The 26,130-nt window shown below is 65.8% G+C and carries 27 protein-coding genes and 3 riboswitches; of the genes, 12 read left to right on the forward strand and 15 right to left on the reverse strand.

The features are described from left to right. Nucleotides 1–66 precede the first annotated feature (66 nt). The 3 genes from MnOB_RS03585 to cobG are packed head-to-tail and all read right to left on the reverse strand — an operon-like array spanning nucleotide 67 to nucleotide 2,752. Nucleotides 67–813 (reverse strand): precorrin-2 C(20)-methyltransferase, encoded by a 747-nt coding sequence (locus MnOB_RS03585; protein ID WP_077522107.1) that lies wholly within the window; start codon nucleotides 811–813, stop codon nucleotides 67–69. Continuing rightward, nucleotides 813–1,439 carry a precorrin-8X methylmutase gene (locus MnOB_RS03590; RefSeq protein WP_077522109.1) on the reverse strand — a complete coding sequence of 209 codons (627 nt, stop codon included), beginning with the start codon at nucleotides 1,437–1,439 and terminating at the stop codon, nucleotides 813–815. Before MnOB_RS03590 ends, MnOB_RS03585 begins: the two co-directional genes overlap by 1 nt. Continuing rightward, nucleotides 1,436–2,752, reverse strand: coding sequence for a precorrin-3B synthase (gene cobG, locus MnOB_RS03595; RefSeq protein WP_077522111.1), 1,317 nt, complete (start codon nucleotides 2,750–2,752; stop codon nucleotides 1,436–1,438). The genes MnOB_RS03590 and cobG overlap by 4 nt, the downstream gene beginning before the upstream one ends. Before the next feature lie 87 nt (nucleotides 2,753–2,839). Further along, nucleotides 2,840–3,032: riboswitch (cobalamin riboswitch) on the reverse strand. Nucleotides 3,033–3,113: 81 nt separating this feature from the next. Between cobG and cbiE the strand changes: the two genes are divergently transcribed. Genes cbiE through MnOB_RS03615 form a run of 4 tightly spaced genes read left to right on the forward strand, consistent with a single transcriptional unit; the run spans nucleotide 3,114 to nucleotide 5,957 of the window. Then, nucleotides 3,114–4,337, forward strand: coding sequence for a precorrin-6y C5,15-methyltransferase (decarboxylating) subunit CbiE (gene cbiE / locus MnOB_RS03600; RefSeq protein ID WP_077522113.1), 1,224 nt, complete (start codon nucleotides 3,114–3,116; stop codon nucleotides 4,335–4,337). Next, complete coding sequence (locus tag MnOB_RS03605; RefSeq protein WP_077522115.1) at nucleotides 4,334–5,065, forward strand: cobalt-precorrin-6A reductase; 732 nt, start codon at nucleotides 4,334–4,336, stop codon at nucleotides 5,063–5,065. Before cbiE ends, MnOB_RS03605 begins: the two co-directional genes overlap by 4 nt. Beyond that, nucleotides 5,062–5,784, forward strand: coding sequence for a (2Fe-2S) ferredoxin domain-containing protein (locus MnOB_RS03610; protein ID WP_077522117.1), 723 nt, complete (start codon nucleotides 5,062–5,064; stop codon nucleotides 5,782–5,784). The genes MnOB_RS03605 and MnOB_RS03610 overlap by 4 nt, the downstream gene beginning before the upstream one ends. Next, on the forward strand, nucleotides 5,781–5,957 hold the full coding sequence (locus tag MnOB_RS03615) for a type II toxin-antitoxin system CcdA family antitoxin (RefSeq protein ID WP_077522119.1): 177 nt from the start codon (nucleotides 5,781–5,783) through the stop codon (nucleotides 5,955–5,957). Before MnOB_RS03610 ends, MnOB_RS03615 begins: the two co-directional genes overlap by 4 nt. A gap of 91 nt (nucleotides 5,958–6,048) precedes the next feature. Here the strand turns inward: MnOB_RS03615 and MnOB_RS03620 are convergent, their stop codons facing one another. Beyond that, nucleotides 6,049–6,723 carry a vWA domain-containing protein gene (locus MnOB_RS03620; protein WP_077522199.1) on the reverse strand — a complete coding sequence of 225 codons (675 nt, stop codon included), beginning with the start codon at nucleotides 6,721–6,723 and terminating at the stop codon, nucleotides 6,049–6,051. After that, the gene (locus MnOB_RS03625) at nucleotides 6,705–7,706 is read right to left on the reverse strand and encodes a magnesium chelatase ATPase subunit I (protein WP_077522121.1); all 1,002 of its coding nucleotides are present in this window, start codon (nucleotides 7,704–7,706) and stop codon (nucleotides 6,705–6,707) included. Before MnOB_RS03625 ends, MnOB_RS03620 begins: the two co-directional genes overlap by 19 nt. 516 nt (nucleotides 7,707–8,222) lie before the next feature. Here MnOB_RS03625 and MnOB_RS03630 point away from each other — a divergent pair. Then, nucleotides 8,223–9,314: a 3-deoxy-7-phosphoheptulonate synthase gene (locus MnOB_RS03630; RefSeq protein ID WP_077522123.1), complete on the forward strand. Its 1,092-nt coding sequence runs from the start codon at nucleotides 8,223–8,225 to the stop codon at nucleotides 9,312–9,314. Nucleotides 9,315–9,607: 293 nt separating this feature from the next. Here MnOB_RS03630 and cobN read toward each other — a convergent pair whose 3' ends face one another. Beyond that, nucleotides 9,608–13,342 carry a cobaltochelatase subunit CobN gene (gene cobN, locus MnOB_RS03635; RefSeq protein ID WP_077522125.1) on the reverse strand — a complete coding sequence of 1,245 codons (3,735 nt, stop codon included), beginning with the start codon at nucleotides 13,340–13,342 and terminating at the stop codon, nucleotides 9,608–9,610. Nucleotides 13,343–13,457: 115 nt separating this feature from the next. Then, complete coding sequence (gene cobW, locus MnOB_RS03640; protein WP_077522127.1) at nucleotides 13,458–14,510, reverse strand: cobalamin biosynthesis protein CobW; 1,053 nt, start codon at nucleotides 14,508–14,510, stop codon at nucleotides 13,458–13,460. Between the two features lie 92 nt (nucleotides 14,511–14,602). Next, nucleotides 14,603–14,797: riboswitch (cobalamin riboswitch) on the reverse strand. A 58-nt stretch (nucleotides 14,798–14,855) separates the two neighbouring features. Beyond that, nucleotides 14,856–15,073: riboswitch (cobalamin riboswitch) on the forward strand. Between the two features lie 103 nt (nucleotides 15,074–15,176). Between cobW and MnOB_RS03645 the strand changes: the two genes are divergently transcribed. From MnOB_RS03645 to MnOB_RS03670, 6 genes are all read left to right on the forward strand, one after another. Continuing rightward, entirely contained in the window at nucleotides 15,177–15,362 is a 186-nt protein-coding gene (locus tag MnOB_RS03645; protein ID WP_077522129.1) for a CbtB domain-containing protein, read from the forward strand. 11 nt (nucleotides 15,363–15,373) lie between these two features. Next, complete coding sequence (locus tag MnOB_RS03650; protein ID WP_077522131.1) at nucleotides 15,374–16,078, forward strand: CbtA family protein; 705 nt, start codon at nucleotides 15,374–15,376, stop codon at nucleotides 16,076–16,078. Nucleotides 16,079–16,142: 64 nt separating this feature from the next. Continuing rightward, nucleotides 16,143–16,562, forward strand: coding sequence for a cobalamin biosynthesis protein (locus MnOB_RS03655; RefSeq protein ID WP_352230852.1), 420 nt, complete (start codon nucleotides 16,143–16,145; stop codon nucleotides 16,560–16,562). Next, nucleotides 16,559–17,329: a precorrin-4 C(11)-methyltransferase gene (gene cobM / locus MnOB_RS03660; protein ID WP_077522133.1), complete on the forward strand. Its 771-nt coding sequence runs from the start codon at nucleotides 16,559–16,561 to the stop codon at nucleotides 17,327–17,329. Before MnOB_RS03655 ends, cobM begins: the two co-directional genes overlap by 4 nt. Nucleotides 17,330–17,423: 94 nt before the next feature. Next, a complete protein-coding gene (locus MnOB_RS03665; RefSeq protein WP_077522135.1) occupies nucleotides 17,424–18,308 on the forward strand; it encodes a sugar nucleotide-binding protein in 885 nt (294 codons plus the stop codon). Continuing rightward, nucleotides 18,301–19,230, forward strand: a complete 930-nt coding sequence (locus MnOB_RS03670; protein WP_077522137.1) for an NAD-dependent epimerase/dehydratase family protein — start codon at nucleotides 18,301–18,303, stop codon at nucleotides 19,228–19,230. Before MnOB_RS03665 ends, MnOB_RS03670 begins: the two co-directional genes overlap by 8 nt. 198 nt (nucleotides 19,231–19,428) lie before the next feature. On the opposite strand, the gene MnOB_RS03675 is transcribed toward MnOB_RS03670, so the two are convergent. The 5 genes from MnOB_RS03675 to MnOB_RS03695 all read right to left on the reverse strand — a co-directional run bounded on the left by MnOB_RS03675 (nucleotide 19,429) and on the right by MnOB_RS03695 (nucleotide 23,367). Then, nucleotides 19,429–20,121 carry an OmpW/AlkL family protein gene (locus tag MnOB_RS03675; RefSeq protein ID WP_077522139.1) on the reverse strand — a complete coding sequence of 231 codons (693 nt, stop codon included), beginning with the start codon at nucleotides 20,119–20,121 and terminating at the stop codon, nucleotides 19,429–19,431. A 141-nt stretch (nucleotides 20,122–20,262) separates the two neighbouring features. Continuing rightward, entirely contained in the window at nucleotides 20,263–20,781 is a 519-nt protein-coding gene (locus MnOB_RS03680) for a DUF3299 domain-containing protein (protein WP_077522141.1), read from the reverse strand. A 7-nt stretch (nucleotides 20,782–20,788) separates the two neighbouring features. After that, complete coding sequence (locus MnOB_RS03685; protein WP_077522143.1) at nucleotides 20,789–22,051, reverse strand: ABC transporter permease; 1,263 nt, start codon at nucleotides 22,049–22,051, stop codon at nucleotides 20,789–20,791. 1 nt (nucleotide 22,052) lies between these two features. Then, nucleotides 22,053–22,760 carry an ABC transporter ATP-binding protein gene (locus MnOB_RS03690; protein WP_077522145.1) on the reverse strand — a complete coding sequence of 236 codons (708 nt, stop codon included), beginning with the start codon at nucleotides 22,758–22,760 and terminating at the stop codon, nucleotides 22,053–22,055. 40 nt (nucleotides 22,761–22,800) lie between these two features. Continuing rightward, nucleotides 22,801–23,367: a DUF2796 domain-containing protein gene (locus MnOB_RS03695; RefSeq protein ID WP_077522147.1), complete on the reverse strand. Its 567-nt coding sequence runs from the start codon at nucleotides 23,365–23,367 to the stop codon at nucleotides 22,801–22,803. A gap of 106 nt (nucleotides 23,368–23,473) precedes the next feature. On the opposite strand from MnOB_RS03695, the gene MnOB_RS03700 reads away from it, so the two are divergent. Then, a complete protein-coding gene (locus MnOB_RS03700; protein WP_077522149.1) occupies nucleotides 23,474–23,821 on the forward strand; it encodes a hypothetical protein in 348 nt (115 codons plus the stop codon). A gap of 57 nt (nucleotides 23,822–23,878) precedes the next feature. On the opposite strand, the gene trxA is transcribed toward MnOB_RS03700, so the two are convergent. The 3 genes from trxA to MnOB_RS03715 all read right to left on the reverse strand — a co-directional run bounded on the left by trxA (nucleotide 23,879) and on the right by MnOB_RS03715 (nucleotide 26,076). Then, entirely contained in the window at nucleotides 23,879–24,748 is an 870-nt protein-coding gene (gene trxA / locus MnOB_RS03705) for a thioredoxin (RefSeq protein ID WP_077522151.1), read from the reverse strand. 252 nt (nucleotides 24,749–25,000) lie between these two features. Beyond that, on the reverse strand, nucleotides 25,001–25,654 hold the full coding sequence (locus tag MnOB_RS03710) for a class I SAM-dependent methyltransferase (RefSeq protein WP_077522153.1): 654 nt from the start codon (nucleotides 25,652–25,654) through the stop codon (nucleotides 25,001–25,003). Beyond that, nucleotides 25,651–26,076 carry a YbaY family lipoprotein gene (locus MnOB_RS03715; RefSeq protein ID WP_077522155.1) on the reverse strand — a complete coding sequence of 142 codons (426 nt, stop codon included), beginning with the start codon at nucleotides 26,074–26,076 and terminating at the stop codon, nucleotides 25,651–25,653. Before MnOB_RS03715 ends, MnOB_RS03710 begins: the two co-directional genes overlap by 4 nt. Nucleotides 26,077–26,130 lie beyond the last annotated feature (54 nt).

Consider the following 26,130-nt stretch of genomic DNA (forward strand, 5'->3'; position numbering starts at 1 on the left):
GCCGTGCGCACCGGAAGTCATTGGTGTGCACGGCGCACCCTACGGGCACGGATATTTCGCGCGGCATTATCCCCTCCACTTCTGGCCGGGGATGACGATCATCGAGAAGTAGGGCGAGGCCATCGGGTCCACTTCATCCAGCGGCACGATGCGTTGGTTGGCCATGGTCGCGCGCTCCACGTAATGGGCGCGGCTGGCGATGCCGAGGTCCTGCAGCACCCGGCGCACCTTGTCGAAGTTGCGCCCGAGTTTCATCACCACGGCCGCTTCGGCGTCCTCCAGCCGTGCCTTGAGTTCGTCCTCCGGCAACACGCCGGAAAGCACGGAAAGACTCTGGTTGCGGTACACCAGCGGCACGCCGAGCACTGCTGCGCTGCCCAGCATGGAGCAGACGCCGGGCACCACTTCCACTTCGTAGCGATCGGCCAGGCGGTCGTGCAGGTACATGTAGGAACCGTAGAAGAAGGGATCGCCTTCGCAGATCACCGCGACGTCACGACCGGCTTCCAGGTGCTGGGCGACCTGTTCGGCAGCGGTGTCGTAGAAGTCGCTGATCACGGTCTCGTAGGACAGCGGCGGCTCCAGCTTTTCGGTGGTCACCGGGTACACCAGCGGCATGCGCTGCTGGGTGTCGGCAAGGTGCTGCTCGATGATGCCGAAGGCGTTGCCACCCTGGCCCTGATTGGCTTTCGCCTTGGCCACGAAGTAGCCCACGACGGGCGCCGATTGCAGCAGGCGCAGCGCCTTGAGGGTAATCAGTTCCGGGTCGCCGGGGCCTACGCCAAGGCCGATCAGCCGTCCTTTACCGGTCATCACTCCACCTCCGTGGCCAGTGCATTGACCGCCGCTGCCGCCATGGCGCTACCGCCGCGACGGCCACGCACGATCACATAGGGCACACCGCGGCTATCGGCGGCGAGCATGTCCTTGGACTCCGCCGCACCGACGAAGCCCACCGGGAAGCCGAGGATCAGCGCGGGCTTCGGTGCGCCTGCGTCGAGCATTTCCAGCAGGTAGAAGAGTGCGGTGGGGGCGTTGCCGATCACTACCACGCTGCCTTCAAGGTGTTCGCGCCAGTGTTCCAGCGCCACCGCCGAGCGGGTGTTACCCAGCTCGCGGGCCAGTTCCGGCACGCCGGGGTCATTGAGGGTGCAGACGACCTTGTTGTCTGCCGGCAGGCGTGCGCGGGTAATGCCCTCGGCAACCATGCGCGCATCGCAGAGAATCGGCGCGCCAGCGGCCAGGGCAGCGCGGCCGGCGGCTCCGGCACCGGGGGAGAACCGCAGGTCTTCCACCACGTCGACCATTCCGCAGGCATGAATCACGCGTACCGCGAGTTTCTCCAGGTCGGCGGGAATGCCGGCGAGGTTGGCCTCGGCGCGAATGATGGAAAAGGAGTTGCGATAGATCTTCTGACCATCGCGGATGTACTCGATCATGGGGTGGAACTCCAGGTGTCAGGAGAGGCGGCCAGGCGTTCGCCGGCCTCTTGGATGCTGATGTCACGCGACAGCACGCGGCCGAAGCCGGCGCCGCCGCGCTGGAAGAGGTCGTAACGGCCGGGGGCGACGGCCAGCAGGGTAAAGGGCGCCACATGAGCCGAGGCGCATGAGCGCGGGCAGCCGCTGAGATGAACCATCGCATCAGCCGGCAGCAGGGGCGTCAGGGCCAGTGCATCGGACTTGGTATCCGCCAGGCCCTTGGCACAGCCGGCCGACCCGGTACAGGCAACCAGCCGCGCCAGGGGCGCGCGTGCATCGGTGGCGAGGCCGAGGTCCCGCATCGCGCGCAGCGTCGCTTCGGGATCGCGGACATTGGGCAGCAGCACCGATTGCCAGGGCGTCAGGCGCAGGCTGCTGTCGCCCTGGCTGTCGGCGAGATCGGCCAGCGCCTTGAGTTGTGTGGCATCCAGTCGACCGAGGGCGGGCGCGCCACCCACGTGGCGACTATCGCGAATGCCGAGATGGGCGAAGGGCTGCGGGGCGGGGCGGTGCCAGTCACCCGCGGGCAGCAGGGGGACGTCCAGCCGCTGTTGCAGGCGCAGCAGCAGGTCGCCTTCCGGGTACACGGCGAGCAGGTGGCGCATGCGCGTCTGATCGGGTGTCGCCAGTTCGAGGAAAAGGTCCAGCAGGGCTTCCACCAGGGCGGGTACCTGTTCGCGCGTTACTGCGGCCAGGGCCGCGACGTCATCCTTCGATTGTGGCGGGCAGCCCCCCAGGCCGAAGGCGAATGGTGCGTGCTCGCCGGACCCCATCGCCGAGAGCCAGAGATCGTGGGGGTGCTCAAGCATCGCCATCGACTCGCCGCCATCCAGCAGCAGGGCGAACTTCGGCGACAGGGCATGGAAGTGCGGCTTGTCCTGCAGCAGCGCAAGAATCCGCTCGGCCAGGGGCGAGATATCCACAAGGGCGGATGGATCGAGGCCGGCGAGCGGACTGACCATCAGGTTGCGCACGTCGTCGGCACCGGGGGAATCGGCACCCAGGCGCGCAGCGAGCAAGACATCGATCAACGCCTGCTCGGCACCGGCCTTCACACCACGAATCTGCAGGTTGGCGCGATTGGTGGCCTCGATCACGCCGCCGGCATGCTGGCTTGCAGCGGTCGCCACCGCACGGACCTGCTCGGAATCCAGGCGGCCGCAAGGCAGTTTGATCCGGCAGATGCCGCCGTCCTTCGCCTGGACGATGCGCAGCAACCCCGGGCATGCCGAGGGACGGACGGATGGCGCTGTGGGCTGGGCGTGTTTCACTCAGGTCACCATGGTTGGCGTCGCGGCGACCCGGTTCCCTGATTCAGGGACAACGTTGCATCGATACACCCCGCTCGATGCGTACACACGCGACTGGTTTCACCGGCAGGTCTCCTGGCTGGCAGGTCGTCATCCACTGCGGCCTTCCCGGGTTTCCCCAGTGACCTCGATTGCATGGACTCGCTGCTTACAGTTGCGGGGGCAGCCACGGTTTGTCCGTGTTCCCTTTAAGCCGGAGCGACTGTGCGCCGCGCCGGCAACCGATGAAGGGCGCTATTATGCCCGCTTTGCCCGGACCTATGAAAAGGCTGCCTGTCGGGAGCCGAATGTCTGTGGCGTTTTTCGGAATCGAGGACAGCGAATGCAGCCCTGGCTGACAGTGGTGGGGATAGGTGAAGACGGCTACGCAGGCCTGGGCAAGGCTGCGCGCCATGCCTTGCTGGGGGCCGTTGAAGTGGTCGGCGGTCCGCGCCAACTCGACCTGCTGCCGCGTTGCATTCGCGCCCGCCGCAGTCCCTGGCCAAGCCCTTTCTCCCTGGCACCCGTCCTGGAAAAACGCGGCACGCCGATCTGCGTGCTGGCCAGCGGCGACCCCATGCTGTTCGGTGTCGGCGCCAGCCTGGCGCGGCAGCTCGCGGTGGAAGAAATGCAGGTGATTCCGGCGCCTTCGTCCTACTCCCTGGCGGCTGCCCGGCTGGGCTGGCCGTTGCAGGACGTGACCCTGCTTTCCGTCGTCGCCCGTCCACTGGCGGCGCTCAATGCCCATCTGCACGAGGGTGCCCGCCTGCTGGTGCTGAGCAACGATGGCCGTAGCCCGGCAGCCATTGCCAGCCTGTTGGTCGAGGCGGGCTACGGCCCCAGTCGCCTTGTGGTACTGGAGCATCTTGGTGGTGAACGGGAGCGTCGCATCGACGGCATCGCAGGCAACTGGTCCCTCGACGAGGCAGCCGCCCTCAACCTAGTCGCCATCGAGATTCAACCCGACCAAGGCACTCGCTCGCTGCCGCTGACCACCGGTTTACCGGACGACGCCTATCGCCACGACGGACAGCTCACCAAACGCGATGTCCGTGCCATCACCCTGGCGCGTCTGGCGCCACGCCCCGGTGAGCTGCTCTGGGACGTGGGCGCCGGTTGCGGCTCCATCGGCATCGAATGGATGCGCGCGCACCCGAGCTGCCGGGCGATCGCCATCGAAGCCAACGAAGGGCGTCAGGATCACATCCGCCACAACCGCGACGCCCTCGGCGTACCCGGCTTGCAATTGGTGGCGGGCCAGGCCCCGCTGGCGCTGGATGGGCTGCCGGTGCCAGATGCCATCTTCATTGGCGGTGGCGTCACTGAACCCGGCGTGCTCGACACCTGCTGGAACCAGCTCAAACCCGGTGGCCGCCTAGTTGCCAACGCCGTGACCCTGCAGAGCGAAGCCACGCTGGTCGCCTTCCGTGAAAACCACGGTGGCGAGCTCACCCGCATCGCCATTGCCCAGGCCCAGCCGCTGGGCGGCTTCGATACCTGGCGTTCAGCGCTGCCGATCACGCTGCTGGAGGTGGTGAAGCCTGGCGGTGACGTGGCACAACGATGAAACGCATCCTCCTGCTGGGCGGCGTCACCGAAGCGCTGGCCGTGGCGCGCCGCCTCGGCCCTGAGCATGTCTACAGCCTCGCTGGCCTCGGCAAGGTGCCGGATGACCTCGCCTGCCAGGTGCGTGTGGGTGGTTATGGTGGCGTGGATGGGCTGGCCCGCTACATCGCGGAAGAGGGCATCGATCTGCTGATCGATGCCACCCATCCCTACGCCGCGCAGATCAGCCGGAACGGCGCGGCCGCCGCCGAAACAGCCGGAGTTGCCTGTTGGGCGCTGCGGCGTCCAGGCTGGCAGGCAGGCCCTGAAGATGACTGGTGCGAAGTCGCCGACTGGGCCGGGCTGATCGATGCCCTGAAGGATTTTCGTCGCCCGTTCTTCACCCTCGGCCGCGAGCCGCTGGAACACCTGCACGAGATTCCAGCGCAGCAGCACTGGACCGTGCGCTGCCTGCAAGGGCAGCCGGCTGGACCGCGTTACGAGGTGATAGGCGCGCGCGGTCCGTTCAGCCTCGAAGGCGAGCGCGAGTTGTTCGCGCGGCTGCAAAGCGATGTGCTGATCAGCAAGAACAGCGGCAGCCAGTCCACCGAACCCAAGTTGCAGGTGGCCCGCGAGCTGGGGCTGCCGGTACTGATCCTCAAGCGCCCCGACCTGCCCGTCGTGGCCCGTGAGTTCGATTCCATCGAGGGTCTCTGGCAGGCCCTCGCCACCTACCTGGAAACACCATGACCGCAACACCCTACGCCCGCGTGCTGTTCGCCGGGCCGGACCTTGTCGAAGGTTCCTTTGCCGAACTCTTTCGCCGCCAGCTATTGGCCCTGCGTGGTGAGTCGGCACTGGCCGATATCGTCGACACCGCTTCCGGTTACGACGCCCTTTGGCAGGTGGCGCAGGAAAGCCCGCGCCCGTTGCTGGTGATCGACCTCGAACCGCAATCCTCGGCCCAGCACCTGGATTGGCTGCGCAGCGAGCTGGCCGCTCTGGAGGCGCCCGATCAACTCTTCGTCGCCAGCCTGCTCGGCCAGTTCGACAGCGACCCGGCCGGCGCCGCCTGTGCGCTGATCGAGCGCCGTGAACTGCATCTGGATTGCGTGGACGTGCCGGCGCTACCGGAGAGTCATTCCTGGTCTTGCATCCCGCCCCACGCCCGCCGCCTGCTGCTGTGCAACGGCCCGCGCTGCACCCGCCGGGGTGCCTTGCCCTTGTGGAAGAAGCTGCGCGAAACCCTCAAGGCTGCCGGCAAGCTGGAGTGCGAAGGTGGCGTGCACATCACCCGCACCCAGTGCCAGTTCCCTTGCGACGAGGGCCCCTCCGCCAGCCTCTATCCGGAAGGGGAGTGGTACCGCATTCGGGATGAAGAAGAGGTACTGCGCTGGGTGCAGGAGCGGATCGTGGAAGAGCGGCCGGTGCCGGAGATGTTGATGAAAGATGGAGGCAATCATCCATGAAGGATGAAATGAAGCTTGTTCTCGAAGAGCAGGAAAGTGATTCGGAGAACTCCCGGACGAGTGAAAAGCAAGTTCGGGCTGCATGGCTATCCGAGAATGCCAAGGCGATTGCCGCTTACAACCAGCATGTCGCTGAGTTCGGCGTGTTCAGCGATCACGTTCGGATGTTCTGAGTGGATGATTCGATTGCGCCACGTATATGTCTGCGACCGCTTCAGCTGTCCCGGGCCCGTTATGTGAGAAGTGGAGAGGGGAGGGGCCAGCCTAGAGATCGGAAATTGCTCGGTACTCCGCGCCCAACTCTTCCGCCAGCTTCTTCGCCCGCCCCAGCCGGATCGGCCCGCTTTCGATATCCACCAGCAGCGTCGGGCAACCCGGTGGCTGCAATGACGACCAGTCCTTCAATCGCCCATCGGTGAGCACCAGCAAACGCTGTTCTTCAGCCGGCTTTTGCCGCTGCCGCCGCGCCAACCAATGGGCGGATTGCTGTAGCGCATCGATCAACGGAGTGCCGCCCCCGGCGCCGAGTTCGGCGAGCCAGTGATGCAGGGCGGGAGAGGCTTTCTGGCCCTGCCAGAGCCACTGGGGTTGGCGGCCGGTGGCGTGGAGCACGGCGAGGCGCACACGTTGGCGGTAGGCGGCTTCGAACACACCGGCCAGCAGTCCCTTGGCTTGAGCGAGAGCGCCGTGGCGGCGAGTGGAGGCGGAGGCGTCCACTACCACCAGCCAGAGTTGCTCGGGGCGCTGGCTACGAGGAGCTCGAACCAGATCGGCGGCTTTGCGCGGGCGGCCACGCAGCAGGGTCGGCAGCCACTGGATGACGCCATTGGTACCCGCACGGCGAGCGCCGCTGCGGCCGTTGCCGAGAGTGCCGGGTCTGGGCCGGGCACCCGCCCCTGTGACCGTGCGCGGGCGGATGCTCAGGGCTTTTTTGGCCAGCGCGGCAGGTCGCGCCGCTCTCCCATGGGCATCGCCTGGGCAGGCAGTTCGCCCCACTGGCCTTCGCCGGTGGAAGACTCGGGCTGCGAGCCGGAGGACTGGGACTGCGGCGGCTGCTCGGCGGCTGGCGGCGTGTGGGTACGACGATGGGCCAGGGCGAAGTGTTCGACGGCGTCGATGTCTACTGCATCGATCTGATCAGCGCCGCGCCAGGCGGCATGGGCACGCGCGGCGCGCAGCCAGACCAGGTCGGCGCGCAGGCCGTCGACGCCTGCGGCGAAACAGCGCCGGGCGATTTCGTCGAGGGCGGTGTCGTCCAGCGGAATGCCGGGCAGGCGAGTGCGGGCATCCTTGCAGCGCTGGGCCAAGGCCTGTTGCTCGTTGCCCCAGCGGGTAATGAAGGCTTGCGGATCGGCATCGAAGGCCAGGCGACGACGGACGATTTCGGCGCGTTCGGCAGGCTGCGGCTGGCCGTTCTGCAGCACCTTGAGGCCGAAACGGTCCAGCAGTTGCGGGCGCAGCTCGCCTTCTTCGGGGTTCATGGTGCCGATCAGCACGAAGCGGGCGGGGTGACGGTGGGAAATGCCGTCACGCTCGATCTGGTTCACGCCGCTGGCGGCCACATCCAGCAGCAGGTCCACCAGGTGGTCGGGCAGCAGGTTCACTTCATCCACATAGAGCACGCCGCCGTGGGCTTTGGCCAGCACGCCGGGAGCGAAGCGCGCGCGGCCTTCGCCGAGGGCGGCGTCCAGGTCCAGGGTGCCGACGATGCGCTCCTCGCTGGCGCCCAGGGGCAGGGTGACGAAGTCGGCGTCCGGCAGCAGGTCGGCGATGCCCCGGGCCAGGGTGGACTTGGCCATGCCACGCGGGCCTTCGATCAGCACACCGCCAATGGCGGGGTCGATGGCGGCCAGGTAAAGCGCCAGCTTCAGTTCGTCGGAACCGACGACGGCGCTCAAGGGGAAGTGGGGGATCTCGGTCATGGCTGTGTCCTGCGGTGCCTGGCGGGCATGGTAGCGAAAGCCCGAACGCCCCGATAGAAATCAGTGATTGAACGGCACGCGGCGATGCAGTAGGTTAGCCAGCATTCGCTTTGGAGATTGTCATGCCGCACCTTGCTTCCACTTCGCTCATCGCTTGCCCGGCCAAGGCCCAGGCGCGTGTGCGTGTGGCCGCTGCGGTCAGCTATTTCTATGGGTATTGGTTTAGCCACGGGCTGGCCTGATACCCAATCAGGCGGCCCACTCCAGCAGGGTCGCCACCAAAGCTCCACGAAACCCCCGGTCGGCAACCCGACCGGGGGTTTTTGTTTTCCGGCCCACAAGGCCAAACACATGAAATTCGAGGATCGCACCATGATCAGCTATCGCACCTACCAGACCTATTACCGCAACTCCGACTGGCGATTTAGCCGCGCAGGCTCCGCACAGACACCGTTGAATCGAACACCCAGATAGCGCCGCGCGCGGATCGAGCCGCGCCGGCTGAGGACGCCAGTCATGAACTCTTCCGTTTCCGTTCTGCCCACCGCTGTACAGCCGCTCCATGCCATCGCGCTGGAAGCTGCGCTTCCCCCATCGCGCAGCACCCGACCGCTGCCCACCCCCGCCGAGTTGCGCCAGCGCCTGCCGCTGAGTCCAGCCATCGCCCGTCAGATCAACGCCCAGCGTGAGGCCGTGCGCGCCGTGCTGGATGGCGAGGATTCGCGTCTGTTGGTGGTGGTCGGCCCCTGTTCCATCCACGATCCGGAATCCGCCCTCGACTACGCCCGGCGTCTCGCCGCCCTGGCGCCTGAAGTCAGTGACCAGCTGCTGCTGGTGATGCGCGCCTACGTCGAGAAGCCGCGCACCACCGTGGGCTGGAAGGGCCTGGTCTACGATCCGCATCTGGACGGCAGTGGCGACATGGCGGAAGGGTTGGCGCTAAGCCGTCGGCTGATGCTGGAAATGGCCGAGCTGGGCCTTCCGGTCGCGACCGAGTTGCTGCAACCGCTGGTAGCCGGCTACCTGGACGATCTGCTGAGCTGGGCTGCCATCGGTGCGCGCACCAGCGAGTCGCAGATCCACCGCGAGATGGTCAGCGGCCTGGACCTGCCGGTTGGCTTCAAGAACGGAACCGATGGCAGCCTCGGCATCGCCACCGATGCCATGCGCTCGGCGGCCCACGCCCACCAGCATTTCGGCATCGACGCCGAGGGCCGTCCGGCGCTGGTGCAGACCGCTGGCAACGCAGATACCCATCTGGTACTGCGCGGCGGCCACAAGGGCCCCAACCATGACGCGGCCAGCGTGCAGGCGGCTCGCGAAGGGCTTGAGAAGCTCGGCATCGCGCCGCGCATCCTGGTCGATTGCAGCCACGCCAACAGTGGCAAGGACCCGCTGCGCCAGCCGGCAGTACTGGAAGACGTGATCGACCAGCGCCTGGCCGGACAGAACGCCCTGCGTGGGGTGATGATCGAGAGCCACCTGTTCGATGGTGCGCAGTCGTTGTCCTGCGACCTGCGCTACGGCGTGTCGATCACCGACGGCTGCCTGGGCTGGGCGGGGACCGAAGCGATCCTGCGGGAGGCGGCGCGTCGGTTGCGGGGGTGAATCGTGGGTCGCGTGGCGGAATGCTCTTGTAGGTTGGGTAGAGCTCGCGAAACCCAACATGCCGGCTCAACCCCGAAACGTTGGGCTTCGCTGCGCTCTGCACCAACCTACGCTGTGCACTGGGCGCGCAGAGATAGGTCGGGTGGATGTCGCTTTTCACATCCACCAACGAGGTCAGTCCAACCGACGATGGTGGATCGATGAAGCGTGATCCACCCTACGGACTGTGGGGCTGCTGCGCGGACCATCGCGATTGAAATCGCTCCCACAGGTTGCCTGGGCCCCAGTGCGAATCATTGCTCCTCAATATCCAGCATCAGATTCTCGATCGCCTCGCGGTATTCCCCGGGGTTCTCCCACAACCCGCGCTGCTGGGCTTCCACCAGTCGCTCAGCAATGTCGCGCAGGGCTTCGGGGTTGTGCTGGCGGATGAACTCGCGGGTGTCGTCGTCCAGCAGGTAGGCATCGGCCAGTAGCTGGTACTGGTGGTCGTCCACCAGTTCGCTGGTGGCGTCGAAGGCGAAGAGGTAGTCCACCGTCGCCGCCAGCTCGAAGGCGCCCTTGTAGCCGTGGCGCTTCATGCCCGCGATCCACTTCGGATTGGCCGCGCGGGAGCGGACCACGCGGCCCAGTTCTTCCTTGAGGGAGCGGATGCGCGGCAGGTCCGGCTGGCTGTGGTCGCCGTGGTAGCTGGCGACTTTCTCGCCGCGCAGGGTTTCGGCGGCGGCGAGCATGCCGCCCTGGAACTGGTAGTAGTCGTTCGAGTCGAGGATGTCGTGCTCGCGGTTGTCCTGGTTCTGCAGCACGGCTTGCAGTCCTTGCAGCCGCTGGGCGAAGCGTTCTCGCGCCGGCGTGCCGGCATCCTGGGCGCCGTAGGCGTAGCCGCCCCAGTTGAGGTAGACCTCGGCCAGTTCGGTGCGGTCCTGCCACTGGCGTTCCTCGATGGCGCCCTGCACCCCTGCACCGTAGGCGCCGGGCTGGGCACCGAACACTCGCCAGCCGGCTTGCAGGCGAGCGCTTTCGGGGCTGATGCCTTCGGCCGCGAGACGCGCGCTTTCCAGTTTCACGCGGGCGGCGAGGGGGTTCATGTCGTCGGGCTCGTCCAGTTCGGCCACCGCCTGCACCGCGGCGTCGAACAGGCGAATAAGGTTGGCGAAGGCATCGCGGAAGAAGCCGGACACACGCAGCGTCACATCCACCCGTGGGCGGTCGAGGAGGGACAGCGGCAGGATTTCGAAGTCTTCCACGCGTTGGCTGCCGGCCTGCCATACCGGGCGCACGCCCATCAGTGCCAGGGCCTGGGCGATGTCGTCGCCGCCGGTGCGCATGGTGGCGGTGCCCCAGACGGAAATACCGAGCTGGCGCAGGTAGTCGCCGTGGTCCTGCAGGTGGCGTTCCAGCAGCAGGTTGGCGGACTGGAAACCCAGGCGCCAGGCCGTGGGTGTGGGCAGGTTGCGGACGTCCACGGTGAAGAAGTTACGTCCCGTGGGCAGCACGTCGAGACGTCCGCGACTGGGTGCGCCGCTGGGACCGGGCGGAACGAAACGGCCTTCCAGGGCAGACAGCACACCGCCGATTTCGGCACTGCCGCAGGCATCCAGGCTGGGGGCGATCACTGCGCGCAGGTTGTGGATAACCGCATCGCTGGCGGGGCCGATGGAGCCGAAGTCCGTGGTTTCGATCAGGCCCAGCGCCAGCATTTCCAGGCGTTCGCGGGTGTCGCCGTTGCTGCGCCAGGGCTCATTGCTGACGGCCTCAAGCACCGCCGGACGCGGGCCATCCCAGGGCTCCGCCCAGTTGAGGTCGAGCGGGTCGCGACCCAGTTGCAGGTCGCTGGCCAGGGCGCGCAGCAGGCTGGCGTTGGCACCCTTGCCATCGCCGCGTGGAATGCGCACCAGGGACAGCAGGGTGTCGTCGCGCAGGCGTCCGGTTGGGGATTCGCCGAACACATGGAGGCCGTCGCGGATCTGCGATTCCTTGAGGTCGCAGAGGTAGGCATCCAGTTGCGGCAGCCAGCTTTCCGGGTCGTCGTTGATGACCAGGTTCAGCTCGCGATCCAGGGCGGTGGCCTTCACCAATTCGAGGATTTCCCCACGCAGCTGCACGGCGCGGCGCGGGTCCAGCAGGGAGGCGTCGTAGTACTCGTCGGCCAGGCGCTCCAGGTCGCGCAGGGGGCCGTAGTTCTCGGCGCGGGTCAACGGCGGCATCAGGTGGTCGATGATCACCGCCTGCGCGCGGCGCTTGGCCTGCGCACCTTCGCCGGGGTCGTTGACGATGAAGGGGTAGATGTTCGGCAGCGGGCCCATTACCGCGTCCGGCCAGCATTCAGCGGACAGGCCGACACCTTTGCCCGGCAGCCATTCCAGGTTGCCGTGCTTGCCGACGTGGATCAGTGCGTCGGCGGCGAACACCTCGCGCAACCAGAAGTAGAAGGCGAGATAACCGTGGGGCGGCACCAGGTCGGCGTCGTGGTAAATGGCGGCCGGGTCGAGCTGGTAACCGCGCGCCGGCTGGATGCCGACGAAGGCGAGGCCGAAGCGCAGACCGGCGACCATCATGCGGCCGCTGCGGAACATCGGGTCCTGCTGCGGCTCACCCCAGCGTTCGCGCACGGCACGCTGATTGGCTTCGGGCAGTCGGGCGAAACAGTCGAGGTAGTCGGGGAGGGCCAGGCTCTGGGCGCAGGGGCGCAGGTCGAGACTGTCCAGGTCGTTGCTGACGCCGCCCAGCAGGCTGTGGATAAGCGCGGTGCCATTCTCCGGCAGGCCGGTCAGCGGATAGCCTTCGGCTTCCAGCGCGCGAAGGATGTTCAATGCGGCAGCCGGGGTATCCAGCCCCACGCCATTGCCGACGCGGCCATCACGTGTGGGGTAGTTGGCGAGGATCAGCGCCACGCGCTTGTCGGCATTGGCTTTGCGCGAAAGTGCACACCAACGTCTACCCAGTTCGGCGACGAAGTCCATGCGCTCGGTATGCGGCAGATAGCAGACCACGTCGCTCTGGCTGCGCTCGCTGCGCCAGGCCATCCCCTTGAAGCTGATGGGCCGGGTGATGATGCGGCCGTCCAGTTCCGGCAGCGCGATGTGCATGGCCAGGTCGCGCGGGCCGAGGCCTTGCGGGTTTTCCCGCCAGAGCGGTTCGTTGTCCAGTGAGCAGATGGCCTGCAGCACCGGGATGTCACGGCGGAAGGGGCGCAGGCTGGGGGCGTCCGGATTGGACTGAGCGAACCCTGTGGTGTTGATGATCAGCCCGGCACCTGCGGCGTCCAGCCAGTTTTCCACGGCCTCCAGGCACTCGGCCTCTTTGAGGCTGGCGACGGCGATGGGCAGGGGATTCAGGCCCTGGGCGGCCAGGCGCTCGCAGAAGGCGTCGATAAAGGCGGTATTCGCCGCCTGCAGGTGGGTGCGGTAGAAGAGCAGGGCGGCCACCGGCCGGTCGCCTTGCCATTCGGCCTGCCAATCCGCCAATTGCGCCGGGCGAATGCGTGGGTGGTAGATGGCAACGCGTGGGAGGACCCTTGGTTCGGTCCAGGGATAATCCCGCTCAAGCCAACTGCTGGCCACGCAACTGAATAGTTGCCGCGCATTGTCCAGTCCGCCTTGGCGCAGGTATTGCCAAAGACGTTCGGCATCTTCGGCCGAAACCGTGCACAGGCTGGCCAGTTCCGGGTCAGGACGGTCGTCTCCGGGTACCAGAATCAACTTCGCGCCGCGCTCGGTCAGTGCCACCAGCTGCTCGATGCCGTAGCGCCAATAACCCACGCCGCCATGCACCGATATGAGGATGACCTTGGCGTGCTGCAGCACCTCGTCGACATAGAGGTCCACCGAGGCGTGATTCTGCAGCTGCATGGGGTTGGCCAGGCGCAGGCTCGGGTAGTCCGCGGGCAACTCGCGAGCGGCTTCGGCCAGCAGCGCCAGGTGCGAATCGCCGCTGCAGAGGATCACCAGCTCGGCAGGCGTCTGGGCCAGGTGGGCGATGCCGTCGTCGGGGACGAAGCCGCCGGGCTGGGTGCGTAGGAGGTGCATGGCTCTTACCCCCTCTCCCTTTGGGAGAGGGTTGGGGTGAGGGAAAGTCCCAGCGCGCGGAGGTTGCCCTCACCCCCGGCCCCTCTCCCGGAGGGAGAGGGGAGTTGAACGCGTTTCATGCCAGCGCCGTACGCAGTTCGTTGGCGATTACCGCCTGGTCCAGCTCCTGGCCGATCACCACCAGGCGGGTGCCACGGGGTTCGTCGGTCAGCCATTTGCGGTCGAAGTGCTTGTCGAAGCGCTTGCCGACGCCCTGGACCAGCAGGCGCATGGGTTTGCCGGGGATGGCGGCGAAGCCCTTGATACGCAGGACGGCATGGCGCTCCACAAGCTGGCCGAGGGCGGCGATCAGCGCGGCTTCTTCGACTTCCGGAAGGTCGACGTGGAAGGAGTCGAACTCGTCATGGTCGTGGTCTTCATGACCTTCGTGGTCGTGGTGAGTGGGGCGGCTGTCGATGTGCAATTCGGCCTCGGCGTTCAGGCCCAGCAGGACATCGAGCGGGATTTTGCCGGAGCTGGCTTCGACGATCTTCACTGCCGGCGGCAGCTCCTCGGCCACTTCTGCGCGCACGGCGGCGAGGGCTTCCGGGGTGAGCAGGTCGACCTTGTTCAGCACCACCAGGTCGGCGCTGGCGAGCTGGTCTTCGAACAGCTCATGCAGCGGGGATTCGTGGTCGAGGTTCGGGTCCTGCTTGCGCTGCTCGTCCACCTGCTCGGGGTGCGCAGCGAAGGTGCCAGCGGCCACGGCCGGACTGTCGACCACGGTGATCACGGCGTCGACGGTGCAGGCATTGCGGATTTCCGGCCACTGGAAGGCCTGGACCAGCGGCTTGGGCAGCGCCAGGCCGGAGGTTTCGATGAGGATCTGGTCGAGGTCACCACGACGCGCCACCAGCTCACGCATCACCGGGAAGAATTCTTCCTGCACGGTGCAGCAGAGGCAGCCGTTGGCCAACTCGAAGACGCGGCCCACGGCCTCTTCCTCGGTGCATCCGATGGAGCACTGCTTGAGGATTTCGCCGTCGATGCCCAGCTCGCCGAACTCGTTGACGATCACCGCGATACGGCGACCTTCCGCGTTGTCCAGCATGTGGCGCAGGAGGGTGGTCTTACCGGCGCCGAGAAAGCCGGTAACGATGGTGACGGGGAGCTTGGCCAGGGTTTTCATGCGCGCCTCTGCGTGGTCGGTCGGCGGGCATGACGAACGCAGCGGGACTCGCCCCGCGCAACGGATTCGCCACCGGATCACCCCGCCCGGTTGTCTGGAAATTCGTCGAGGCAGGTCTCCTGGCTCACAGCCTGGCGCGGTGCGCCGTCTCTCCGCCTTCCCGCCGTTGGGCAGTGGCTGTGGATAAGACTTCAGCTGTTCACAGTTGCGGGGGCAGCCGTGGCCTTGACCACGTTCGCTCTTAGCTCCGGCGCATCGACCGGAGAACCTCGAAAGGGCGAAGGCTACGCAGCAGGCGGGGGACGGTCAATCGCGGCAGTTGACGCTTGGTCGGACTCGTGATGTCCTAGCACGGTTTTTTCAGGTGCCTCGCGTCGCCGTACGCAAGGTGAAACGGGAAGTCGGTGCGTCCATTTTCGGACTAGTCCGACGCTGCCCCCGCAACGGTAAGCGATCGTAGGGTTAAGTACGCCACTGTGCCGACACGGCATGGGAAGGCATGCCCATCCAGCCTCATGGCTGGCGTCGTGAGCCCGGAGACCGGCCTGATCACGTTTTGGCAACCCGCGGTGGGCGGGCGCAAGCCGGAAATTTGGGTGCGCCTGCGCCCGCTTCCCTCGCGCGCGTTCCTCTGCCGGTATCGTTAGCAACGCAGAGGGAACCTCCATGTCCAGCCGCACCCTGTCCCATTCCGCCGCTTCCTCCTCGACCCTGGTCAAGCGCCTCGTGTTGGCCATTGGCACCAGCCTGGTTGGCGTGTCCCTGGTGTATTTCGCCGGGTTCTCGCATATCGAAGCCGTGCACAACGCCGCGCACGACACTCGCCACAGTGCCGCCTTCCCCTGCCATTGAGTGATTTCCGGATGATCAAGCGCATCGCCCAGACCGCCGGTTTCGCCGGCCTGATCGCCGCCCTGGTACTGACCCTGCTGCAGAGCCTGTGGGTAACCCCGCTGATCCTTCAGGCGGAAACCTATGAAAGCGCCGAACCTGCCGCACAGCTGGAGCACGGCCATGAGCATGGCGGCGCGGCCGTCGCGCACATCCATGAACACAGTGACGAGGCCTGGGCGCCGGAAGATGGTTGGCAGCGGACCCTGTCAACCGGTGGCAGCAACCTGGTGGTGGCCGTTGGCTTCGCCCTGATCCTCGCCGGACTGTTCAGCCTGCGCGGCCCGAGCCGTTCCTGGCAGGGCCTGCTCTGGGGCCTGGGCGGTTTCGCCACCTTCGCCCTCGCACCGTCCCTCGGCCTGCCACCGGAACTGCCCGGTACCGCAGCCGCCGATCTAGCCCAGCGCCAGACCTGGTGGATTGGCACCGCTGCCTCCACGGCCGCGGGGCTCGCCCTGATCGCCTTTGGCCGTCACTGGGCGCTGCGTGTGGTCGGCGTCGTTGTTCTGGTTATTCCGCACGTAATTGGCGCGCCACAGCCCGAAGTGCATTCCAGCCTGGCGCCTGAAGCGCTGAGCCACGAGTTCATCGCGGCTTCGCTGATCACCAATGCCGCGTTCTGGATGGTGCTCGGCTGGGCCGCTGCCTGGCTGTACCAGCGTCACTCCCAAGCATGACTTGTAGGAGCGAGCTTGCTCGCGAAGGAACTCCCGATTCGCGAGCAAGCTCGCTCCTACGATGATGCATCCCGTGAAACTGGTTGCCGGGCTGGGCTGCCGACGCGGCTGCCCCCCGGATGAGTTGCAGGTCCTGCTGATGCAGTGCCTTGCCGAGGCCAATGTCTCTCTCGATCAGTTGATCGCCCTGGCCACCCGCGAAGCTAAAGTCGCAGAGCCGGGGCTGGTTGGCCTGGCCGAGCGGCTGGGGCTGCCTCTGTATGGCCTGCCCGTGGATGTGCTTGCTTCCTTCGAGGACCGGCTGAGCCAGCCGTCCGAGCAGGTTCGCGAGGCCGTCGGCAGCGCGGGCGTGGCCGAGGCCGCTGCGCTGGCCCAGGCAGAGGCCCTCTTCGGTACTCGCGCCACCCTCCTCATCGACAAACGCCGCAGCGCCAGCGCCACTTGCGCGCTGGCCTGCATTCATCAGGAGGCCCAACGGCCATGACTGTCTACTTCATCGGCGCCGGCCCCGGCGATCCGGAACTCATCACAGTCAAGGGCCAGCGCCTGATTCGCACCTGTCCGGTGATTCTCTACGCGGGGTCGCTGGTGCCCGAAGCGGTGCTGGCGGGGCACAGCGCCGAGCTGGTGGTGAACACCGCCGAACTGCATCTGGATGAGATCGTCGCCCTGCTGACGCAAGCCCATGACAAGGGCCAGGATGTGGCGCGTGTGCATTCCGGCGATCCCTCGTTGTACGGGGCCATTGGCGAACAGATTCGTCACCTGCGTGAACGGGGCATTCCCTACGAAGTGGTGCCGGGGGTGACCGCCACTGCCGCCTGCGCCGCGCTGCTGGGGTGTGAGCTGACCTTGCCGGAGGTTTCCCAGACGCTGATTCTCACCCGCTACGCGAGCAAGACGCGGATGCCCAAGGGCGAAGAGCTGGGCGACTTGGCGCGGCACCGCGCGACCATGGCCATCCATCTCGGCGTGAGCCAGTTGGCGAAGATCGTCGAAGAACTGCTGCCGCACTATGGCGCCGACTGCCCGATCGCGGTGATCCATCGCGCCAGCTGGCCGGATCAGGAGCAGGTCACCGGCACCCTGGGAGATATCCTGCCCAAGGTGGCGGCGCGGGATTTCCGCCGCACCGCGTTGATCCTGGTAGGAGAGGTGCTGGCTGCCGAAGGCTTCGCCGACTCGTCCCTGTACCGGGCAGACCACGTCCATCTCTACCGGCCGGGCAAGGCGCAACCGCCACGCGGCTAGTGACGTACGCCGGTGAAACCCGCAGAATGCGGCTCTTATGCGGCGGGTCTGCCCGCCCACTCCCTATAACCGGCTTTAAGCGACCTCTTTCTCTATGCGAATGCGCTTGATGCTGTTGGGTGGCGGCAATTCACTCGGACAGGCGCTGATTCGCCTGGGGGCCGAGGAAGACATAGGTTTTCTCGCTCCGCGTCCGCCCGAACAGGGCTGGGATGCCGCCAGCCTGACCCAGTTGCTCGATGACACCCGGCCCGACGCCGTGATCAACCTCGCCTACTACTTCGACTGGTTCCAGGCCGATGAAGTCAGCGATGTGCGCCTGGCAGCCCAGGAACGTGGCGTGGAGCGGCTTGCCGAACTCTGCCAGCATCACGGGATGATTCTGCTGCAGCCCTCCAGCTATCGGGTGTTCGACGGTTCCCGTGCCACTGCTTACAGCGAAAAGGACGAAACCGTCCCGCTCAGCGAACGTGGCCAGGCCATCTGGCGGATGGAGCAGAGCGTCCGTGCCGCCTGTCCCAAGCATGTGCTGCTGCGCTTTGGCTGGTTGCTGGATGACAGCCGCGATGGCTCACTGGGGCGCTTCCTCAGTCGCGCCGAACAGGCCGATGAGATTTGCCTGGCTGACGACCGTCGCGGCAACCCGACCCCCGTTGACGACGCCGCCCGTGTGCTGCTGGCGGTGATCAAGCAATTGGATTGCCAGGCGCCGCTATGGGGCACCTATCACTACGGCGGCCACGAAGCCACCACGCCCCTGGCGCTCGGGCAGGCACTGCTCAGCGAGGCTCGCAGCCTGCATCAGTTGAAAGTGCAGGACATCACGCCGCAGGCCCACGCCGCTCGCCCGGACGCAGTGGACGAGCCGCAGAACGCGGTGCTGGCCTGCAAGAAAATCCTCCATACCTTTGGCATCAAGCCGCGCGCCTGGCGTGCTGCCCTGCCGACCCTACTGGACCGTTACTACCGTCATGGCTGACTCTCCCATCCTCATCACCGGCGGGGCCGGCTTCATCGGCTCCCATCTCGCAGATGTGCTGCTCGCCCGGGGCCATGCCGTGCGCGTGCTGGACAATCTATCCACCGGCAAGCGTGCCAACCTGCCGTTAAACAACTCGCACCTGGAACTGATCGAAGGCGATGTTGCCGACGCTGCGCTGGTAGCGCGGGCGATGGCCGGGTGCAAGGCGGTCGCCCACCTGGCGGCGGTCGCTTCGGTCCAGGCCTCGGTGGATGATCCGGTGGCGACGCATCAGAGCAATCTGATCGGCACCCTGAATGTCTGCGAAGCCATGCGGGCAGAGGGCGTGAAGCGGGTGATCTTTGCCTCCAGTGCGGCGGTGTACGGCCAGAACGGCGAAGGAACGGCCATCGATGAAGACACGCCAAAATCGCCGCTGACCCCCTATGCGGCAGACAAGCTGGCCAGCGAACATTACCTGGACTTCTACCGCCGCCAGCATGGGCTGGAGCCGGCGGTATTTCGCTTCTTCAATATCTTCGGTCCACGCCAGGACCCGTCTTCGCCCTACTCGGGGGTGATCAGCATCTTCACCGAGCGCGCCGTGGCCGGCTTGCCGATCACCGTGTTCGGTGACGGCGAGCAGACCCGTGACTTCGTCTATGTCGGCGACCTGGTGCAGGTGCTGGTGCAGGCGCTGGAAGCGGAGTGGCTGGAGGTCGGCCCGGTGAACGTGGGCCTGAACCGGGCGACCAGCCTCAAGGAGTTGCTCGCCGCCATCGGCGAAGTGCTGGGCGATCTACCGCCGGTGACCTATGCCGAAGCTCGCGCTGGGGATATCCGTCATTCCCGGGCCAGCAATGCCCGCCTGCTGCTGCGCTACGACTTCCCGCAGCCCACCCCGCTCAAGCAGGGCGTCGCACGCCTGCTGGGACGCTGAGCCCCGACTTCGGGACCCTGTAGGAGTCCGTGTACACCTGTGCTCTGCACTAATCCGGGAGCTAGGATCGGTGCGCGCGGCGCACCCTACGCTCGGCCCCAATGACGGAATCGGCCCTCGTTTTCTCATGAATTTTCAGGCACAAAAAAGGCGCCCGAAGGCGCCTTTGGCGGGAGTGTTCCCCCAGGATTATCCCGCTCAGAACTTATAACCGAGGCCGACCATGTAGACCCACGGGTCGACGTCCACATCCACCTTCGCTCGGACGTTTAGGAGGGTGTTGTCCACGTAGCCGCGGGTGTCGATGTCGATGTAGCGAACCTGGGCGTTGACCATCACGTTGTCGGTCAACATGTAGTCGGCGCCTACCTGCCAGGCCAGGCCCCAGGAGTTGTCCACGCGGAAGTTATCGAAGCCGGCAGCGGTCGCACTGCTGCCGACGTGCTCGTCAAAGATCCAGGTGTAGTTGATGCCCGCGCCGAGATAAGGCTGGAAGGCCGATTTGGGATCCAACGGATAGTACACGAGGCTGAGGGTCGGCGGCAAGTGTTTGAGGGAGCCGAGACTGCCGTTGGCAGAGTCGAGGCCGGTGCCCTTGAGTTTTACTTCATGCTCGAAAGGCGTTGCTGCGAGCAGTTCGAGGCCAATGTGATCGGTCAGCATGTAGGCGAAGTTCAGGCCTAGCTGAGTGTCGCTGTCCATGGTCGCCTTTCCACCGAGATCGGTACCGGCGAGGGCGCCACGATCTATCTTAACGCTAGAGCTGTCGGCTTCCGGGTTGACGGTGATAGCGCCGGCACGAACCAGGATGTCTCCAGCCTGGTGAGCCTGGGCCAGGGGGGCGGCAATGGCCAGGGCTAGCAGAGAAGCGGTGAGAAGATGCTTGCGCATGAAAGGCTCCAGTCAGTTCTAAATGTGTTGGGCTGGCGCCAGTGTCAGTAATTAGGAAGCTTTGTATCTTGATCCAGAGCAATGCCGCTGAACGCGCTAACAAAAAGGCCCGGTGAAAACCGGGCCTTGGTGCATCCAGGGTCAATTGGATGGGGATTCGTAGGGATAGATCTTGCTCGCATCCATCTGGTAACCCGCCTCGGCCAGCTCGCTGCTGCTGGCCTTTACCTGCAGCGGCCCTTCGATCCAGAAGGGCTGGTAGAGGGCATCCCTCAGTACGCCGAGCTCGCTCTTCACATGGACGATCTGGTTCGACGGCGGCGGCGGGACGTGGATGCAGGCGCCGAAGTAGGGCACCAGGAGGAACTCGGTCACGCGGCCTTCTTCCGTCACGTCCAGCGGCACGATGTAGCCCGGCAACTTCACGTCCTGGCCATCCAGCGCCTGGACCACCGGAGCGGCTGGCGATTGCTGCGAGGCCGCCGGGCCGGCTTCGGCCTGGAGCGCATCCGACAGCTGCGACAAATCGTGGATTGGGGCCGGCGGCGCAGGTGGCGGCGCACCTTCCGGAATCATTTCGGCCCAGGTGAGTTCGCGTACCTCGCTGGCCCAGAGCGGGGAGGAAAGCGTCAACAACAGGGCCAGCAGGATGCGCGTCATGGAAATCTCACAGGCGAATGGACAGACCGTCGGCCAGCGACTGCCGATAGGCACGCCATGCGGGCACTACACCCATCAGCAGGGCGGCGGCCAGAATAGCGCCGAGCAGCGTCCACTCATAGGGGCTGGGCAGGGCCAGTGGCAGATAGAGGCCATAGTTGGCCTGCACGTAGCCCTGGCTGAGCGCAATCCCCAGATAGAGAAGACCCAGTCCCAGCACTGCGCCTGCCAGGGCCAGGGCGAAGGCTTCCAGCACCAGCAGGCTGCCGATATGCCAAGGTCGTGCGCCGACCGAGCGGAGGATGGCCATCTCCCGGCGGCGCTCGTTGAGGCTGGTGAGGATGGCCGTGAGCATGCCGATCAGCCCGGTGAGCACGACGAACAATGACACCACGAAGAGCGCCTTCTCCGCCGTGCCCATCAGGCTCCAGAGCTCCTGCAGGGCGACGCCCGGGAGAATTGCCAGCAAGGGTTCGCCCCGGAACTCGTTGATCTGTCGTTGCATGGCGAACGTGGCGATCTTGCTGTTGAGGCCGAGGAGGAAGGCCGTTATGGCCTTGGGCTGCAGGTCCATGGCGCGTGCCTGATCGGCGCTGACCTTGCCCGCGCCCCGGGCGGGCACGCCGTTCTGCCAGTCGACGTGCAAGGCCTCCATGCCGGCCAGGGAAATGTGCAGGGTGCGGTCCACCGGAGTGCCCGTTCGCGCAAGGATGCCGACCACCGAGAAGGGCTTGTCGTCGTGCTGCACCAGGCTGACGGTGCTGACGCCATGGGCCAGCACCAGCTTGTCCCCCAGCTTGTAGTGCAGGGCCTCGGCCACTTCGGCGCCGAGCACCACCTCGAACATATCGGCGAATGGCTTGCCCTCGGCCGGTTGCAAGGGTTGGCCGCGGCCGTAGCGATAGTGTTCGAAATAGGCGGCGCTGGTGCCCATCACGCGGTAGCCGCGATGGGAATCGCCGAGGGAAATGGGAATGGCCCACTTCACCCGCTTGTCCTGGCTGATCGCTTCGAAACTGTCCCAGCGGATGTTGTTGGTGGCGTTGCCGATACGGAATACGGAATAGAGCAGCAGGTTCACCGAGCCGGAGCGGGCACCGACGATCAGATCGGTGCTGCTGATGGTGCTGGCGAAGCTGGCGCGGGCTTCGGTCCGAACGCGCTCGACCGCCAGCAGCAGGCAGACCGACAGGGCAATGGCGAAGACCGTGAGCAGCGCAGTGAAGCGGCGGTTGGCGAGGCTGGCCAGGGCCAGGCGCAGCAGATACATCTCAATCCTCCTCGATGCGCGCGGCTCGATTCAGTTCCGCCAGCGACAGGCTGTGGTCGAACAGCGGGGCCAGGCTCTGGTCATGGCTGACGAACAGCAGGCTGGAGCCGGCCTCACGGCATTCGGCGAACAGCAGTTGCAGGAAGGCTTCGCGGGCGTCGGCATCCAGGGCCGAGGTTGGTTCGTCGGCGATCACCAGTTCCGGCTGGCCGATCAGTGCGCGAGCGGCGGCTACGCGTTGTTGTTGGCCGATGGATAGCGCGTCGGCGCGGCGTTGCAGCAGTTCCTCCTTCAGGCCGAGATGGCGCAGGAGGGTCGCTGCCGCCCCATCGACGCTGCCGTGGCGCTGGCGCGCACGTTCGGCACGCAGGCGTGAGAAACGACAGGGAAGCTCGACGTTCTCCCGTACTGACAGGAACGGCAGCAGGTTGAATTGCTGGAAGATGTAGCCGGTGTGGTCCACGCGGAAGTGGTCGCGAGCGCTGGCCGATAGCGAGGCGAGGTCCTGGCCGAGCAGGCGAATGCTGCCACGGCCGGGCTTCTGCACGCCGCCGAGCAAGCCCAGCAAGGTGGTCTTGCCGCTGCCGCTGGGGCCTTTGAGGAAGAGACTTTCACCGCGTTGCAGGCGGAATTCGGGGATATCCAGCAGTTCCGGATGGCCGGGCCAGGCAAAGCCCAGTCCCTGGAGGTCAATCAGTGTCTGGCTCATGGGATTCCAGCCGGGTTGCCCCGGCTGTGTCTGCAAAAGGTTAGAAGCTCAGGCTGGCGTTGCTGGCGCTGAGTTCCGCGCCTTGCTGGCCGTTGGGGCCGATCAGTTGTACCTGAATTTTCAGGGTGGCGGGGAAGCGCTGGAACAGCCCGGCAAGATCCAGGGTTTTCAAGGCGCTGGGGTTCGCGCACTCGAACTGGTAATGGGCGTGGATTTCACTGTGATCGTGGTCATGACCTTTGGCATGTTCGTCATGCTGCTCGTCGGTGCCGAAGAGCGGGCTCGCCAGTTCCTGGGATGTGACCTTGCAGCCCGCCGTCCCGGGGAGGTCGAAGAGCGCCAGGGGCTTTTCCAGTTCTGCACGGACAGCCGCTACCTTGGCCTTGTCGGCATCGCTCCTGGCGTCGTGCTCGAAACCCACCAGGTTCATGGCCGGGCTTTCCAGCTCCAACTCCAGGGTCTTGCCGTCCAGTACGGCATTCAACTGCGCCACACCGTGCTCATGGGCACCGAGGCTGCCTTGTTCGTGATCATGGTCGTGCTCGTGGGCCTGGGCGACGGCCGGGGTCAGCAGGGCGAAGGGCAGGGCAAGCAGCAGGCGGCGCATGACGGGGCTCCGGGAGATTGGTAAATTTGCGTTACGTTATAACAAATGTAGGCAGCCCGCCAACACCATGGGAGCATTGCGCATTCGTTTCCTGGAGGAGTGGGACATGCTGCGAATTCGCGGACAGATCGGCGACTGGCCGGTAGACCTGACGGTTGAAATGGATGCCGAGGACTGGGACCGGTTGGCCAGCCGCCTGACGCCCGAGCTGGCGGCCAAGGCTCAGGCGGTGCCGAAGGCTCCGAGCGCGCCGCGCAGCGATGCGCTTTGGGAAACCGCCCAGCAGCTGTTGCGCGAGGCCGGGCAAATGGAAGGTCCTCGCCTGCTGGCGGAACTGGAAGGTCTGGCCGGTGGCATTGCAGCGGGCAAGCGCCTGCTGGTGCGTCTGCGCCACAGTGAGCAGGTGCATGTCGAAGTGCGGGAGGATGCGCCCCTTTATATCTGGAGGGGCTGAACCGCTGTGGGAGCGATTTCAATCGCGAATGAATTCGCTCCCACAGGCAGAGCCGGATCAGTAGATCGCGTTGTACAGCTTGCGGCGGTAGGTGGCGACCAGCGGATGGTCGTTACCCAGCAGGTCGAACACTTGCAGCAAGGTCTTGTGGGGCAGGCCGCTCTCATAGCCACGGTTGCGCACGAACAACTTGAGCAGGCTGTCCAGCGCCGGCTCGTACTGCTGACGGGAGAGTTGCTGGATCGCCAGCTGATAAACCGCTTCGTCGTCGCCGGCGTCCTGTGCAAGTCGGGACTTGAGGTCAGCCACTTCCGGCAGGCTGGCGGCCTGGCGGAGGAACGTCAGCTGGGCACGGGCGCCAGCCAGGGCCTGCTTGTGTTCGTCACTCTTTACCGCGTTGAGCACTGTTTCCGCTTCGCCCAGTTCACCGCGTTCGGCCAGGCAGCGGGCATAGAGGATCAGGCCGGCAGCGTTGGTGTTGTCTTCGGTGAGCAGTTGCTTGAGCAGGTTCTCGGCTTCGCTGATGCGGCCTTCGCTGAAGGCGGCCTGGGCAGCGTCCAGCAGGTTGCCCTGAGGCGTGGCGGGCATCTGTACATGGGGCTCGAGCATGGTGCGGATAGCCGACTCCGGCTGCGCGCCGGCAAAGCCGTCCACGGGTTGGCCGTCCTTGAACAGCACGACGGTGGGCAGGCTGCGGATGCCGAAGCGCATCACGATGTCCTGCTCGATATCGCAGTTCACCTTGGCCAGCAGGAGTTCGCCCTGGTAGGACTCGGTGATCTGCGCCAGCAGCGGCATCAACGCTTTGCAGGGCGCGCACCAGTCAGCCCAGAAATCCACCAGAACGGGCTTCTGGAAGGAATTCTGGATCACCGCCTGGTCGAAGTCGGCACCGGTGGTATCGAAGATGTAGGGAATGTCGCTCATCTGGGCACTCGAAGGCACGAAGGAATGGGCGAATCATACGGCCGGCGAACGGGGATGAATATGCCTGCACGAGCGCCGGGCTTCCCCGCCACTCGGTCTGCACTACCCGTAGGGGCGAATTCATTCGCCAAGCGCCCCCGCAGGGGCGCCCCAACGCCGAGCTGTACCGGGACGATTCCTTACCTGAGTGGAGCATCAAAAAGAGGGACCGCTGCGCGCTCCTTGGCGAATGAATTCGCCCCTACAAGATCCTCACCGAATCGCGTGATACAGGCTCACATGGCGAAACTCGGCCGGCTCTGCCAGGTCTGGCCAGGTGCAGGCGTCCAGCACGGCGAGGCGGGTATAGAGCGCGTGCTGGAAATCGCGTACCCGCGAGTCGGCCACCAGGGCCTGGCGGCCGCGAGTGAGGAAGTGGTCGAGCAGCGGCAGGTTGGCGCGGTCGTAGAGCACATCGGCGACGATGATCAGGTCGAAGCGGTCTTCTTCCTGGAAAAAGTCGGCCGAATAGCTCAGCTCCACACCGTTGAGTTCAGCATTGGCGCGGCAGGCCTCCAGTGCTAGTGGATCAAGGTCGCAGGCCACCACCTCGGCGGCACCGGCCTTGGCTGCGGCAATGGCGGCAACGCCTGAACCCGCGCCGAAGTCGAGCACGCGTTTGCCAGCGACCCACTCCGGCCTCTCGGCCAGCCAGCGGGCCAGTGCCAGGCCGCTGGCCCAGCAGAAGCACCAGTAGGGCGGCTCTTCGAGGATGCGCCGGGTTTCTTCGGGGCTGAATGCGCGGTCCATGTTGTTGGCATCGATCAGCCAGAGCTTGAGGTCAGTGTCCGGCAGGGTTTCCGCGCTGAGGCTGGCGTCGCCCAGCAATTGGACCAGTGCTTGTTGCAGGGCTGCAGGGGCGTTCATGGTGCCGGAACCATCAGCAGCGGGCCGAGGACCTGGTTCTCAGGCTGCAGGATCAGGCGCGGTTGCAGCTTCAGGATCAGCTGTCCCGACAAGCTCGCGCGCCCACGCAGCTCCACGCGCTCGCCGCGGGGGAACGATTCCGGGTTGAACAGCAGGCGGAAGGGCAGTGGGCCACCGTTACCGTTCAGCAACAGGCTGCCGAGCAGGCGCTGCGGGCGGTCGCGGGAATCGATCGACATCAGCGCCAGTTCGACCTCGCTGCCGGAAGGTGGCGCATTCAGCACGCCGCTCAGCTCGCGCATATGGGCGGGCGTGGCTTCCACCTTGACCTGCGGTGCCGGAGTCGGCAGTTCCGGGGCGGGTTCTTCGCTGGCGCAAGCTGCAAGCAGCGCGGTGAGGAACAGGGGAATGAGTGGGCGCATCTGGGCTTCCTGATACTGGTGCGCGGGGCTTATAGCGCAAAGCCGTCGGCTTGT

This window comes from Metapseudomonas resinovorans (assembly GCF_002003485.1).
Taxonomy (GTDB): Bacteria; Pseudomonadota; Gammaproteobacteria; order Pseudomonadales; family Pseudomonadaceae; genus Metapseudomonas; species Metapseudomonas resinovorans_D.

Coding starts and splice junctions, on each gene's coding strand:
- MnOB_RS03585 (WP_077522107.1), bottom strand. CDS start 813: ATGACCGGTAAAGGACGGCTGATCGGCCTTGGCGTAGGCCCCGGCGAC.
- MnOB_RS03590 (WP_077522109.1), bottom strand. CDS start 1,439: ATGATCGAGTACATCCGCGATGGTCAGAAGATCTATCGCAACTCCTTT.
- cbiE (WP_077522113.1), top strand. CDS start 3,114: ATGCAGCCCTGGCTGACAGTGGTGGGGATAGGTGAAGACGGCTACGCA.
- MnOB_RS03605 (WP_077522115.1), top strand. CDS start 4,334: ATGAAACGCATCCTCCTGCTGGGCGGCGTCACCGAAGCGCTGGCCGTG.
- MnOB_RS03610 (WP_077522117.1), top strand. CDS start 5,062: ATGACCGCAACACCCTACGCCCGCGTGCTGTTCGCCGGGCCGGACCTT.
- MnOB_RS03615 (WP_077522119.1), top strand. CDS start 5,781: ATGAAGGATGAAATGAAGCTTGTTCTCGAAGAGCAGGAAAGTGATTCG.
- MnOB_RS03625 (WP_077522121.1), bottom strand. CDS start 7,706: ATGACCGAGATCCCCCACTTCCCCTTGAGCGCCGTCGTCGGTTCCGAC.
- MnOB_RS03630 (WP_077522123.1), top strand. CDS start 8,223: ATGAACTCTTCCGTTTCCGTTCTGCCCACCGCTGTACAGCCGCTCCAT.
- cobN (WP_077522125.1), bottom strand. CDS start 13,342: ATGCACCTCCTACGCACCCAGCCCGGCGGCTTCGTCCCCGACGACGGC.
- cobW (WP_077522127.1), bottom strand. CDS start 14,510: ATGAAAACCCTGGCCAAGCTCCCCGTCACCATCGTTACCGGCTTTCTC.
- MnOB_RS03645 (WP_077522129.1), top strand. CDS start 15,177: ATGTCCAGCCGCACCCTGTCCCATTCCGCCGCTTCCTCCTCGACCCTG.
- MnOB_RS03650 (WP_077522131.1), top strand. CDS start 15,374: ATGATCAAGCGCATCGCCCAGACCGCCGGTTTCGCCGGCCTGATCGCC.
- MnOB_RS03655 (WP_352230852.1), top strand. CDS start 16,143: ATGCATCCCGTGAAACTGGTTGCCGGGCTGGGCTGCCGACGCGGCTGC.
- cobM (WP_077522133.1), top strand. CDS start 16,559: ATGACTGTCTACTTCATCGGCGCCGGCCCCGGCGATCCGGAACTCATC.
- MnOB_RS03665 (WP_077522135.1), top strand. CDS start 17,424: ATGCGAATGCGCTTGATGCTGTTGGGTGGCGGCAATTCACTCGGACAG.
- MnOB_RS03670 (WP_077522137.1), top strand. CDS start 18,301: ATGGCTGACTCTCCCATCCTCATCACCGGCGGGGCCGGCTTCATCGGC.
- MnOB_RS03675 (WP_077522139.1), bottom strand. CDS start 20,121: ATGCGCAAGCATCTTCTCACCGCTTCTCTGCTAGCCCTGGCCATTGCC.
- MnOB_RS03680 (WP_077522141.1), bottom strand. CDS start 20,781: ATGACGCGCATCCTGCTGGCCCTGTTGTTGACGCTTTCCTCCCCGCTC.
- MnOB_RS03685 (WP_077522143.1), bottom strand. CDS start 22,051: ATGTATCTGCTGCGCCTGGCCCTGGCCAGCCTCGCCAACCGCCGCTTC.
- MnOB_RS03690 (WP_077522145.1), bottom strand. CDS start 22,760: ATGAGCCAGACACTGATTGACCTCCAGGGACTGGGCTTTGCCTGGCCC.
- MnOB_RS03695 (WP_077522147.1), bottom strand. CDS start 23,367: ATGCGCCGCCTGCTGCTTGCCCTGCCCTTCGCCCTGCTGACCCCGGCC.
- MnOB_RS03700 (WP_077522149.1), top strand. CDS start 23,474: ATGCTGCGAATTCGCGGACAGATCGGCGACTGGCCGGTAGACCTGACG.
- trxA (WP_077522151.1), bottom strand. CDS start 24,748: ATGAGCGACATTCCCTACATCTTCGATACCACCGGTGCCGACTTCGAC.
- MnOB_RS03710 (WP_077522153.1), bottom strand. CDS start 25,654: ATGAACGCCCCTGCAGCCCTGCAACAAGCACTGGTCCAATTGCTGGGC.
- MnOB_RS03715 (WP_077522155.1), bottom strand. CDS start 26,076: ATGCGCCCACTCATTCCCCTGTTCCTCACCGCGCTGCTTGCAGCTTGC.